At 44.8% G+C, this 12,048-nt stretch carries 10 protein-coding genes; all 10 read left to right on the forward strand.

Going from position 1 to position 12,048, the window contains the following annotated elements; translation table 11 throughout:
• Window positions 1-27: 27 nt before the first annotated feature.
• The 10 genes from ACYU87_RS21515 (at window position 28) to ACYU87_RS21560 (ending at window position 12,047) form a co-directional block, all read left to right on the forward strand.
• Window positions 28-693 (forward strand): sugar transferase, encoded by a 666-nt coding sequence (locus tag ACYU87_RS21515; RefSeq protein WP_461136164.1) that lies wholly within the window; start codon window positions 28-30, stop codon window positions 691-693.
• 172 nt (window positions 694-865) lie between these two features.
• Complete coding sequence (locus ACYU87_RS21520) at window positions 866-2,302, forward strand: lipopolysaccharide biosynthesis protein (protein ID WP_461136339.1); 1,437 nt, start codon at window positions 866-868, stop codon at window positions 2,300-2,302.
• Between the two features lie 66 nt (window positions 2,303-2,368).
• The gene (locus tag ACYU87_RS21525; RefSeq protein ID WP_461136165.1) at window positions 2,369-4,030 is read left to right on the forward strand and encodes a hypothetical protein; all 1,662 of its coding nucleotides are present in this window, start codon (window positions 2,369-2,371) and stop codon (window positions 4,028-4,030) included.
• Between the two features lie 19 nt (window positions 4,031-4,049).
• Window positions 4,050-5,126 (forward strand): glycosyltransferase family 9 protein, encoded by a 1,077-nt coding sequence (locus ACYU87_RS21530; RefSeq protein WP_461136166.1) that lies wholly within the window; start codon window positions 4,050-4,052, stop codon window positions 5,124-5,126.
• Window positions 5,127-5,187: 61 nt separating this feature from the next.
• On the forward strand, window positions 5,188-6,435 hold the full coding sequence (locus tag ACYU87_RS21535) for a glycosyltransferase (RefSeq protein ID WP_461136167.1): 1,248 nt from the start codon (window positions 5,188-5,190) through the stop codon (window positions 6,433-6,435).
• Between the two features lie 25 nt (window positions 6,436-6,460).
• Window positions 6,461-7,615, forward strand: a complete 1,155-nt coding sequence (locus ACYU87_RS21540; protein ID WP_461136168.1) for a glycosyltransferase family 4 protein — start codon at window positions 6,461-6,463, stop codon at window positions 7,613-7,615.
• Entirely contained in the window at window positions 7,584-8,141 is a 558-nt protein-coding gene (locus ACYU87_RS21545) for a DapH/DapD/GlmU-related protein (RefSeq protein WP_461136169.1), read from the forward strand. Before ACYU87_RS21540 ends, ACYU87_RS21545 begins: the two co-directional genes overlap by 32 nt.
• Window positions 8,142-8,276: 135 nt before the next feature.
• Window positions 8,277-9,281, forward strand: a complete 1,005-nt coding sequence (locus ACYU87_RS21550; RefSeq protein ID WP_461136170.1) for an acyltransferase family protein — start codon at window positions 8,277-8,279, stop codon at window positions 9,279-9,281.
• 634 nt (window positions 9,282-9,915) lie between these two features.
• Window positions 9,916-10,740, forward strand: coding sequence for a glycosyltransferase family 2 protein (locus ACYU87_RS21555; protein WP_461136171.1), 825 nt, complete (start codon window positions 9,916-9,918; stop codon window positions 10,738-10,740).
• Between the two features lie 74 nt (window positions 10,741-10,814).
• The gene (locus ACYU87_RS21560; protein ID WP_461136172.1) at window positions 10,815-12,047 is read left to right on the forward strand and encodes a WcaI family glycosyltransferase; all 1,233 of its coding nucleotides are present in this window, start codon (window positions 10,815-10,817) and stop codon (window positions 12,045-12,047) included.
• Window position 12,048: the final 1 nt, after the last annotated feature.

Here is a 12,048-nt window from a genome sequence, read left to right on the forward strand (position 1 = left end):
TTTGCTCATCAATAAAACATATTCGTTATGTTGACTTCTATCAACGTTAAAGCCTTTCCGCCAGAAGTAGAACATGATATGCTATTTATTGAAAAAAAACATATCAATATTTACAAACGTCTGTTCGATCTATCTCTGGCCAGTCTGATGACAATAGCCATTTTAATCTGGCTAATTCCATTGGTTGGACTTCTCATAAAATTAGAATCGAGAGGGCCTATCTTATTTATTCAATTACGGACAGGACGTAATGGCAGGCCCTTTTTTTGCTTTAAATTCAGAACAATGACGCACGAGCCTAACGCTGTTTTTAAGCAAGCGACAAAAGACGATCACCGTATAACGCGAATAGGTAAGTTTTTAAGAAGAACTAGCTTGGACGAGATGCCGCAATTCCTGAATGTTTTACTGGGAAATATGAGTATTGTAGGGCCCCGTCCACACGCGATAGAACATGATGCAAATTACTGGGGCGTCTTGAAAGGATACCATCATCGTTATGCCGCTCTACCTGGCATTACAGGTCTGGCTCAAGTCCGTGGTTCACGTGGTCTAACCGATAAATTCGTCAAAATTCATCACCGATTACAGTACGATCTCTTTTATATCAGGAAGCACACGTTACTACTCGACATAAAAATTTGCTGGTGGACAGTAACGGAAATATTGAAGGGAGATAAAAACGCTTGGTGACTGAGAACAACTAAAATATAATAGGAAAGTTTTCCTTTTAAAGCCGATCAATCCGCCTATGTCTACAGCATCACGAGTATTATCTGGCAGTGCAGCATCCTGGGCACAAATTGGTGTCACTATGGTGTCGCAGATAGCACTTGTTCCAATTTATTTAACCCATTGGAGTGTTGTGACATATGGTGTTTGGTTATCAACGTATGCCTTGATCAGTATTTTATCGATAGTTGATTTTGGTCATCAGGAATTTCTGGGCTATGAATTTCTGCGTATTGGTAAAGGAAATAATCATGAATTGAGTAATTATTTATGGTCAGGCATTTTCATAAATATTCTCATCAATCTGATAGAAGTAATGTTGATCATTATTCTAATTAACACAGATGCCTTGTCTTTTCTGATCAATAAATCAACCAGCACGAATAGTAGTCTTATTCGCGACGCTGGACTCGTTTTGTTATGTCAAAGTTTTACCTGGCCGGTATTTGGCGTAGCCGGCATATTTTTTAGAGCGCTGGCTCCTTATGGTCATTCGCCACACATGTTCTGGTGGAATTTTCTTACGGCTATCGTGAATTCCGCTGCGCCGATTGTGGCCGTAATTTTCGGGGCCGATTTATTAACGACTGGAATAATAACCGCGAGTGCAATAACTCTTTTTAATATCCCTATTTATATCGATCTGTTTTTCTTAGCGCGTAAAGAAGAGATCAACTTTAGTCGACCATCTTGGAAACTAGGGTCGTATAATTTTGTCCGTTCACTAGCCATATTTGGCAAAGTGTTACTCGAAAATGTCAGACAGCAAGGCATACGACTTTTTCTGGCACCATTAGCGGGCGCTACCGGGCTGGTTGCTTTTTCGACAATGCGCACGGGTGCCAACGTGGCTTTGCAGGGACTTCGTACCATAACCAACCCACTGATGCCCGAACTGGTCCGTTTTTTACACCAGCGCGATCAGGATCGGGTCGATGCGTCATTCGGCATTATATGGATCATGGTGGTTGCATTGATCGCGCCCGCCATCGTTGTCTTACAAGCCATTGTTGAACCCCTTTACACCATCTGGACACGCGGGCAGGTTCCCTTCGACCCCCTGTTGTTTGCCACCCTGTCGCTGGCGATCCTGGTATATGCCGTAGCGCAACCCGCCATGGCGGTTGTGATTGGCAACAATCTACTCAAGCCCCAGGTCGTGCTTCCAGCGCTGGCGGCCATTATTGTCATTGCCGGTCTGTTCTTACTGGTACCCGGCCATGGCATACTTGGCGCCGGTGTTGCCTTGCTGCTGGCCGAGATAGCCGCTGCCATTGGCTATAAGACGGTAGCTGAACGCTGGCTGAACGAAAATGAGTTAAAATGGCCCAATCAGCCGTTCGGTATAGCGGCTACGTCAATTTGGATCGCTGCCGTTGCAATGGGAGCTATGACGCAATTTCCCCGCGTGAAATGGATGATACTCCTGGTATCCGTTGTTCTGTTTGCCTGGAATTTCTGGCGGTACTGGAAAATTCTCCCTTCGTTTGCCGCAGAACGGATTCGAAAAATCCTGATGAGTTTGCCCGGTGTACGAAACATGCAGCCCGTCGATCAATTGTCCGATTAGTGGCTGAGTCTGTACATCTATTCATTTATCTATACTTCATTATCCAGACTTCAATCATCTAGCAGCATGACACCCACTATACCTGATACCTATGCGCGACCAATGACTCGCCCGGAGCAGGTCCAGTTTGCTCCAAAAGCAACTGAAAGGTTTGTTTTTGTCGTTGTGCGGTGGTCCTGGATTACGCTTCTTATAGCCTCCATCCTGCAATGCATTTTATTTCAGACCACGGCCAACTGGGTTGCCGTCGTGTGTGTACTCATTGCCTGGGCTATTATAACAAAGGTCTTTTTACGTTCGAGCGTTTTACTGAACTATCCGCTCTCCACGATTTTGGTCCTGGGATTTGCCTCGACTCAGTTTTATTTTCCTCTCCTCTTCACACTCATTGAAGGTAAACCAATTGTTTTTAATCTGGAGCGACCCTATGATGTATTTCTTCATTCAATGGCGTCGTTATTCGTCATTGTTTTAGCGCATATTTTTTATCAGACAGTCTTCAAAAAAACAATCAACAGAACAAATTCTTTTTTGCAAAAAGTCGGATTCTTCGATCCACCAACCAGCGTTCAATTATGGCTAATGGGCCTGATGGGTGTTGGTGCCACTTTTTACAGTTACATCTATACCCCAGTAGGCTGGTCACCAACGGGTGCAGCGTCTGATAAATTTATTCAGGCACTAATTCCGTTCTCGTACGCGCCTTATTTTATCCCCGTTGGAAAGTTGTACGGAAGCAAGGAAACACTCACAAAAAAAACAACCGTATTGCTAATCTTATTTACGCTTTTTCTTTTCATCGTCAGTATTGCCCGTAATAACCGAACCGGGTTTATTGTCGGTTTCACCTCCATCAGTTTTGCGTATGGATTAGGCTTATTGATCGACTATTTCAAACCCCGTTTTTTCACGCTAAAAAACACAGTTATTGGCCTGATAAGTCTTTGGTTTATTACGGGACCCGTTGCCGACATCAGTACCGCGATGGTTATGGTTCGGGACGATCGACACAACATTGCGTACACGGAACTTCTGGAACGTACGTTCACTACTTTTTTTGATAAAGAAGGTATCCGGCTATTTCGATTGATGGGAAATGATGCTACCGAGAATCGATTCTGGGACGAGTATTACATGGACAACATCTTCCTGGCGCGGTTCTCCAACCTCAAATACAACGACTTAAGTCTAATAATGGCATCCAAAGTCAGTAATCCGGACTCGGATATGTTGGCCTACACCATTGATCACTTCTTCTCAATACTCCCGCTACCTTTTTTAGAAACGCTGGGGCTTAATGTAGATAAAGCGTTTGTTAGCTCTGGTTCGTTCGGTGATTATTTTCATTACAAAGTAACCGGTAACGCCTGGGCTATTGGCGGCTTCCGTACGGGTCATCTTTCGGGTGTAAGTATGGCAGCGTTTGGCTGGTGGTATTTAGCCATTCTGGGCATCGGCCTTATTCCAATTTTCATTCTGTTCGACAAATTTTCCATCAGAAAATCAACCCGTTTTCTTTCGTCAAACGCGGCACCAATAACCTTTAGTCTGTGCGGCCTACTCGTGTTAACCGACATTTTTCGATTTCTCACGATCGAGAGCGTAGAAGGCATTGGTGCATTTCTGTTGCGTGGCTGGATACAGATGATTCTTCTGTACGCTTTATTTTATCAGTCAACTCGTTTGTTAGGTAACGTTGTAACGAAGAAACGTACTAAGGTCAATTGAGAATACGACAACCGATGTTATGAAAAAATCAGGAGATAACGTTCTTATTTATAGGCTAGGCAGCTTAGGCGATACGGTCATGGCACTCCCCTGTTTTCACAAGGTGAAAGAGTCTTTTCCCAATGCCAATTTGACTTTGTTGACCAACCGTCCGGTAGCCACTAAAGCAGCTCCGCTGGAAACTATATTAGGGCAGGATTATTTTTTCAACAGCGTGCTTAATTACCCGGTTGGTACTCGAAATCCGTTTGTTTTTGCGCAATTAATCTGGAAAATCCGATCACTGAAAATAGACACGGTCGTTAGCCTCATGTCAACTCGATCTCAACTGGCAATCAAGCGGGATCGGTTGTTTTTTAAAGCGGCCGGCGTTAGCCAGTTTATCGGTTTGTCCAATGAAAATCTAGCTGATTCTGCCGACAGTTCTGCCGAAACCGAGTGGGAAGCTGTTCGTCTGGCCCGGCAGGTGCGTGCACTAGGGGCAGTTCCCCTCGACGACAACCGATACTGGGACCTTCGACTTACAGCTTCTGAGCTTCAGCTTGCTGAGCAGGCGTTGTATGCCATTCCGCACCGAACCCCCATCATAGCGGCCAGCATTGGTACAAAAAACCAGTCAAATGATTGGGAAATGGCCAACTGGACTCACTTGTTCGGGCAGCTTCGGGCCTCGTTACCCGGTTGGCGACTGGTGTTGATCGGAGCTGCTGAAGAAGCCGAACGGTCAACCACTATTCTGGAAGCTTGGGGTGGCCCTGGGCTGAATCTTTGCGGAAAACTGACACCCAGAGTCTCAGCCGCTGTATTGAAACGGGCCAGCGTTTTTGTCGGACACGATAGTGGACCAATGCACCTGGCAGCCTCGGTTGGAACGCCCTGCGTGGGCATTTTTTCGGCCAGAAATTTACCCGGTCGGTGGTTTCCGAGAGGAGCTAGAAATCGAATCATTTATCACCGAACGGAGTGTGCCGGTTGCGGCTTGGAGGTATGCCTGGAGAAGCAGAAAAAATGCATTCTCTCGATCACCGTCGACGAAGTTCAGGAGGCTGTCCTGAACACAATTTCTATTCGGACGCAAACGGGTTCCCTTGCCTGATCACGAAGGTCCAGAGTCAAATCGAAGGCGCACCAGTGAGCTTATCATAACCTGTCAACCCATGAACATACTCCACGTTATTGCCGGCATGAATCCCAGTATGGGCGGTGTGAGTCAGGCAGTTAGAACCATGTGTACTGAACTTACAAAGCAAGGGATGTACAATGAAGTAACTGGTTTGGACAGCCCCGGCGAACCTTTTCTGCAAAACGAACCGGCCCTTATTCACAGGCTGGGTCCGGCAAAAACGCCCTGGTCTTACGGCGCTAAGTTTGGGCCCTGGTTGGTTAATAACCTCCACCGGTTCGATGTTATTCTGCTTCATGGCTTGTGGCTTTATCATGGTTACGCCCTGCAAAAAGCCATCCAGACTTGCCGAGATCAGCGGAAGGACAACCTACTACCGAGAGTTTTCATCATGCCTCATGGTATGCTTGATCCTTATTTTCAGCAGGCTCCGGGCCGGAAAATGAAGGCACTTCGCAATTGGCTTTACTGGAAACTAATTGAAAACAAAGTTATTGAAGACGCCAGCGGCTTGCTGTTTACCTGCGAAGAAGAGCAGCAGCTCGCGCGGGAACCGTTTCAGCCCTACAAACCGAAATCGGAGGTCGTCGTTGGTCTGGGCGTTGAGTCCCCCCCGGCCTATACGCCCGCGATGCGGGAAGCTTTTCTTAAGAAGTGTCCTGACCTGGTTGATACACCTTATATCCTGTTTCTCAGTCGCATCAATCCGAAAAAAGGAGTTGATCTACTGGTAAACGCGTACGCACAGATAGCCCAAACCCAGGCAACGGCCGGAGTAAACACGTTGCAGCATGATACTCTGGGTATCGAACAGGACGTACTCCTGAGCCTACCCAAACTACTCATTGCCGGTCCTGGTCTCGATACCCCATACGGGCAGTCCGTTCAGCAGTTAGCCCAGTCGAATCAGGAAGCTAAAGCAGCCATTTCCTTTACTGATATGCTCAGTGGTGATGCCAAGTGGGGGGCTTTTTACGGCTGCGAAGCATTCGTTCTACCGAGTCATCAGGAAAATTTTGGTATAGCCGTCGTAGAAGCGCTGGCTTGCGGCAAGCCCGTACTGATTTCTGACCAGGTAAACATCTGGCGGGAAATCAACAGATCGGGTAGCGGGTTTGTAGCCCCTGATTCGGTGGCCGGAGTCCATCAACTAATAGACCGGTGGCTGAACTTATCCATTGACGAGAAGCAACAAATGGGTAGCAAAGCCCTGACCACATTTCAGAAAAACTTTTCTATCGTCCCCACGACTCGAAACCTGATCAACGCTCTAAGTAACTGATTAGATAATTTTTACGATCGCCATTATGCTACGAATTGCCATTATTCAAGGAGCTTTTCTTCCCGTTCCGCCTTTGCTGGGGGGAGCCGTTGAAAAAATGTGGTTCTTTCTGGGAAAAGAGTTCGCGCGACGGGGCCACGAGGTTACGCATATCTCCCGTAACCATGAAGATCTGCCCGCCACTGAATTCGTAGACGGGGTTTGTTATCTGCGCGTGCAAGGCTACAAGACGCCAAAATCCGGCCTTATTCTTAAAGGGTATGATCTACTTTATACCCTGAGCGTACGTAAGCTTCTTTCGGCCGATTTTGACATCGTGGTTACCAATACCTTTTGGGCACCCATTCTGCTGGCGGCTAAGTACCAGCAGGCCTGCATGGTGGATGTGCAGCGGATGCCCAAACGACAAATGCGGTTGTATAGTCGGGTAGCGCGTTTACGAGCCAACTCAACCCCCGTTGCCAGTGCCATTCGTAACGAATTAGACTCGGCCTCGCAGGATAAGGTCGTGCTGATTCCGAATCCGCTGCCTTTTATCCCCACACAGCGTATCGACTTCGCCAATAAGAAGCCGATTATACTCTACGCAGGACGAATTAATAAAGAAAAAGGGCTCGATATATTGATAAACGCGTTTAAAAAGACATCACAGGCCTACAAGCTGCAAATTGTCGGTCCGTGGGAAATTTCGGCAGGCGGGTCGGGATTAGCTTACCTCAAATCACTAAAACAGCTGGCCGAGAACGCTGATATTGAGTTCATTGATCCAATATATGACATGCAGGCGCTGAATAATCGTTACATCGACGCATCCTTATTTGTCTACCCTTCAGTAGCCGAGCAGGGGGAAACATTCGGCCTGGCACCTTTAGAGGCAATGGCGTGGGGATGCGTACCGATCGTTTCCAATCTGGCCTGCTTCCACGACTTTATTAAGGACGGCGAAAACGGACTGGTTTTTGATCACCGTGCGCCAACCGCCATCAGTCAGCTGGCCAAACATATATTCATCCTGCAACAAGACGACCTGCTACGGATCAGGCTGGCGAAGAACGCCCTGAATGTGCGTCACAGCCATTCCGTAACGCATGTTGCCAGCCTCTTTCTGGAAGAATTTGGTCGTATATCAACCGAAAAAAAAGCAACTCATGGTAAACCAAGTCTTTCACACGCAAAGTAGTCCATACACAAGTCCCTGGAGCACAAAACAACGGGTTAAAATGTTTTTATGGGATTACGTCTGGCTTTTACTCTGCTCCTGGACGCCCAAGCCAGCAAACCCATGGCGAATTGCCTGGCTGAAGGTGTTCGGAGCCCAAATTTATGGACGCCCGTTCGTTCACCAGCGGGCGCGTATCCAGATCCCCTGGAACCTGACAATCCATGATCGTGCGGCCCTCGGCGACCGAACAAATGTTTATTCCTTGGGAAAAATTACCCTTTACGAATGCGCTACCATCGCTCAGGAAGCTTACCTCTGCACGGGTACACACGCGTTCAATCTGGCTGCTAAAAACTTGCTTACCTCACCCATTACCATTGGCGCTCATGCTTTTGTCGGTGCCCGGGCGTTCATCATGCCGGGGGTCAGCATTGGTGAACAGTCCATTGTGGGCGCGTGTAGTGTTGTCACGAAAGATGTAGAATCCGGTTCGACGGTGGCCGGCAACCCGGCTCGTATCATTGGCCTGAAGAAAATTTACTAGCGACCACCAAAAACAAAAGCCATGATACTAAGCCTATAAAATTTCTCCGGCCTACCATCGGAGCCATTTATCTGGTAGGATCACCTTAAAACTCGATGCCGTTTCGCACTCAATAATTCGGCGTTGATTTCTGTTATGAAAAGAACTAAACTCGACAGTCTGATACTACTAAGGGCTATAGCCGTTGTGGCTGTATGCTTTTGTCATTTTGGGTACGCACTATATGCCGAGAATTCATATAATGACTTATTTGTCTTTTTCTATAACTACGGAAAATACGGTGTTCAAATTTTCTTTGTCGTATCTGGCTTTGTTATACCGTTGAGTTTGTACATGGCCCGGTACTCAATCGACTACTACTTCCGTTTCCTGTTGAAACGATTCATCCGCCTGCACCCACCTTACCTCGTAGCTCTCGCTATTACATTACTGCTAAGTTTTTTCTCCTATCGAATACGCGGCCTCGTTTATCCAGAAACAATCGAGTCAATCATAGCCAGCTTATTCTACTTTCATTTTCCGGTCGATAATCCAGTTTTCTGGACGCTGGCTGTCGAAGCTGAGTATTATCTCTTTATAGGTTTATTTTATTCGCTGATCATCAAAAAACCGAAAATATACGTACTCGTTTTCATCCCAGTTCTTATTTTGATTGGTCAATCAAAGCTGATAGATTACATCTTATTTTTTTCGTACATTATTTATTTTCTGATAGGTATCATCGGATTCATGATTTACACAAACCAAGGATCAAAAGTGCTCAACGCAGTAGCACTACTTATGTTACTTCCATTAGCCTATACCCTATACGGCGCTACGGAAGCATTGGTCGCATCAACCACCATTGGTTTTATTCTATGGTATACTAATTCTATTGGACGAATTATAAACTTTACAGGAGAAATATCATACTCATTATACTTAATTCATTTCCCTATCGGCATTAAGTTCATAAATCTTCTTAATCCCTATTTTTCTCCTACAAACAAATGGATACTTTTCATTATAACAAGCTTCGTTATAACATTTCTATCCTGGATATTCTATAAAATCTTTGAAAAACCATTCGCTAAACTTTCCACTAAACTAAAATACAAGCCACCCGTACCAGACTACACGGTTGTAGGATCAGAAGCTTAATATTCCATACTTACTGTTCATAATCAATTATGAATACTATAGCGCTTAAAATCACCTCCCGTCAAGCATAAAAATCAGGCAAACCGAAGCTCATATTAATCAGAGATTAAAATTTTACTGAGCGGAAATCAAAACTGAAAACCAATCACTTAAGCCCAAATATACCGCAATCTGACATCCATGTAGCGCTATATTTCTTTTTTTCTTCGAATGAACAAATAGTAGACTAAGCAACAACGATTAGCCTTGATTAAAATCTTATTATTTACATTTTTTAATTATTGACAATAGTTATACGGAATTTATTTGTCAATATGAATAAAAACCAATCTTCTTATAAATATAGTGTATTACTTCCCGATACTAGTTAACCATTTGAAAATCAGTATATTTATCTTGTTATACAAGCCACAAATGAGTAATCTTGTCGTAAGAATTTTCTTATAACCTATTCTTGTTTTATGAGAACTGAATTAACTACTGTCAGTGGACGATATTAATTAAATAAATATGATAACACCTGTACAGGAAGTAATCAGTTGATCGACATTTTCGGTGCTACAAAAGTAGGGTACAAGCATAGGCAAGTATGTAGAAAAATAAAATCATTTAAACTATTTCTGTTCGACACGTTATGATCTCAGTTCTTATACTTACCAAAAATGAAGAGCAGGATTTACCCAGATGCCTGAAATCCGTTTCTTGGTGTGATGATGTGCATGTGTTCGACTCATTCAGTGACGACCGAACAGTAGAAATTGCTAAAACTGCTGAAGTAAAGGTCACACAGCGCAAATTTGATAATTGGGCAGCGCATCAAAACTGGGGTTTAAGCAATATAAAATTTAAATACGATTGGGTGCTTTATATTGATGCTGATGAGCGCGTCTCTCCTAGTTTAAAACAAGAACTTTTAAATTTTAAGCCTGATATTACCAATGCTGTTGCTTACGAAATTCAACGACGAGACTTTGCCTGGAATGGTACATGGCTGAAGCATGCCCAAATGTCACCTTATTACCTTCGTCTCTTTCGACCGGACAAAATGCGGTATGAGCGGTTAGTTAATCCGGTTTCCATTCCGGATGGTCCTACTTCTCGGTTGAGTGGATTTCTTGATCATTATCCTTTCAGTAAAGGGTTTCGTTTTTGGTGGCAACGGCATCTCGGGTATGCCGATATGGAAGCAGCCATGCGTATTGCCGACCTAGACAAAGGGACACTATTTTCTGTTCGAAAAGCTTTATTCGGGCAAGATTTTAGCGAGCGCCGATATCACCAGAAAGGAATCTTCTATAAGTTACCCGGTCGTCCACTAATCAAATGGTTCTACATGGTTTTCTGGCGTCTGTCTTTTCTCGACGGTCAGGCTGGCCTGACTAATGCCACGCTACAGGCAATTTATGAATACTTTATTGTCTTGAAAACAAAGGAATTATTAAGAAAACAGGAGCCTTAAACTAACTAGCTCTTGACAATATACGTGATACAAGCTAAAACGAATTTTCCTCTTTTTTAAGCATGTGAAGGCTAATGAACATTCTAATTTACGATATCAACTATGCGCCGGAACTTACAGGGGTAGGCCGGTATACAGGTGAGATGGGTGCTTGGTTGGCCCAGCAGGGTCATACAGTACGGGTAATTACGGGTATGCCCTACTATCCCGAATGGAAAGTACACAAAAAATACCGGGGTAAACTGTGGTTTACGGAAATTATTGAGGGCGCAACCGTAAATCGCTGTCCGTTTTACGTTCCCGAAAATGTGACTGCGCTAACCAGAATCCTTCACGAATTCTCGTTCGTAGCCAGCAGTCTGGTTTATTGGCTTGGTATTTTTTTTACGAAGCGCTACGATGTTGTCATCTGCATATCACCCCCTTTTCACATCGGAATACTACCCGTTATTTATACAAGACTTCGTAAGGTTCCGCTTTGGTGTCATATACAGGATTTGCAGATCGATATGGCCAAAGAACTAAAAATGTTCAAGAATAAGAACTTTCTGAAACTGCTGTTTTGGGTCGAAGAATTTATTCTGAAACGGTGTACCATTGTATCGACCATCAGCGAGGGGATGGTACGTAAGGTAGCCCAGAAAAATGTGGTTCAGTCGACCTGTTTACTGTTTCCGAACTGGGTAGATGAAACATCCATCAAGCCATTGCCCCGTGAGGAGTCGTTACGTAAAGAACTAGGGCTGAGTGAACACGATAAAGTCGTCATGTATTCGGGTAGCCTGGGAGAGAAACAGGGGTTGGAACTGATCATTGAGGCTGCCAATCATTTCGCGGTTAAGAGCCATGTTAAGTTTTTGATTTTTGGCGCTGGTGGGGCTAAATCATCGCTGGAATCTTTGGTGAAAGAGCAAAAACTCACAAACGTATGGTTTCATCCGTTACAGCCCTACGACAAATTATCGGCCCTTTTGGCCACGGCCGATATTCATTTGGTTTTACAGAAAAAATCAGCGTCCGACCTGGTCCTTCCCTCCAAACTAACGGGTATTCTGGCGGCTGGCGGTTGTGCGCTGGTCTCTGCTACGCCCGGCACGTCCCTATATGATATCATCAATCGCCACCAGATCGGTATGCTTATCGAACCGGAGTCTAGTGAAGCATTGATTACGGGAATAAATGACGCCCTGAGCCTTGACTTGTCCGAACTGAAGAACAAAGCCCGGTCATTTGCCAAGAACAATCTTGAAAAACAGGCCATTCTCCAGCAGTTTGAGCGAGAGTTGCTGAATTTGAAAAGCGCATAGA

Source organism: Spirosoma lituiforme, from assembly GCF_054776635.1.

What these genes read in the sequence shown, in the direction of transcription:
- ACYU87_RS21515 (WP_461136164.1), top strand. Translation starts at nt 28, where the DNA reads ATGTTGACTTCTATCAACGTTAAAGCCTTTCCGCCAGAAGTAGAACAT.
- ACYU87_RS21525 (WP_461136165.1), top strand. Translation starts at nt 2,369, where the DNA reads ATGACACCCACTATACCTGATACCTATGCGCGACCAATGACTCGCCCG.
- ACYU87_RS21530 (WP_461136166.1), top strand. Translation starts at nt 4,050, where the DNA reads ATGAAAAAATCAGGAGATAACGTTCTTATTTATAGGCTAGGCAGCTTA.
- ACYU87_RS21535 (WP_461136167.1), top strand. Translation starts at nt 5,188, where the DNA reads ATGAACATACTCCACGTTATTGCCGGCATGAATCCCAGTATGGGCGGT.
- ACYU87_RS21540 (WP_461136168.1), top strand. Translation starts at nt 6,461, where the DNA reads ATGCTACGAATTGCCATTATTCAAGGAGCTTTTCTTCCCGTTCCGCCT.
- ACYU87_RS21545 (WP_461136169.1), top strand. Translation starts at nt 7,584, where the DNA reads ATGGTAAACCAAGTCTTTCACACGCAAAGTAGTCCATACACAAGTCCC.
- ACYU87_RS21550 (WP_461136170.1), top strand. Translation starts at nt 8,277, where the DNA reads ATGAAAAGAACTAAACTCGACAGTCTGATACTACTAAGGGCTATAGCC.
- ACYU87_RS21555 (WP_461136171.1), top strand. Translation starts at nt 9,916, where the DNA reads ATGATCTCAGTTCTTATACTTACCAAAAATGAAGAGCAGGATTTACCC.
- ACYU87_RS21560 (WP_461136172.1), top strand. Translation starts at nt 10,815, where the DNA reads ATGAACATTCTAATTTACGATATCAACTATGCGCCGGAACTTACAGGG.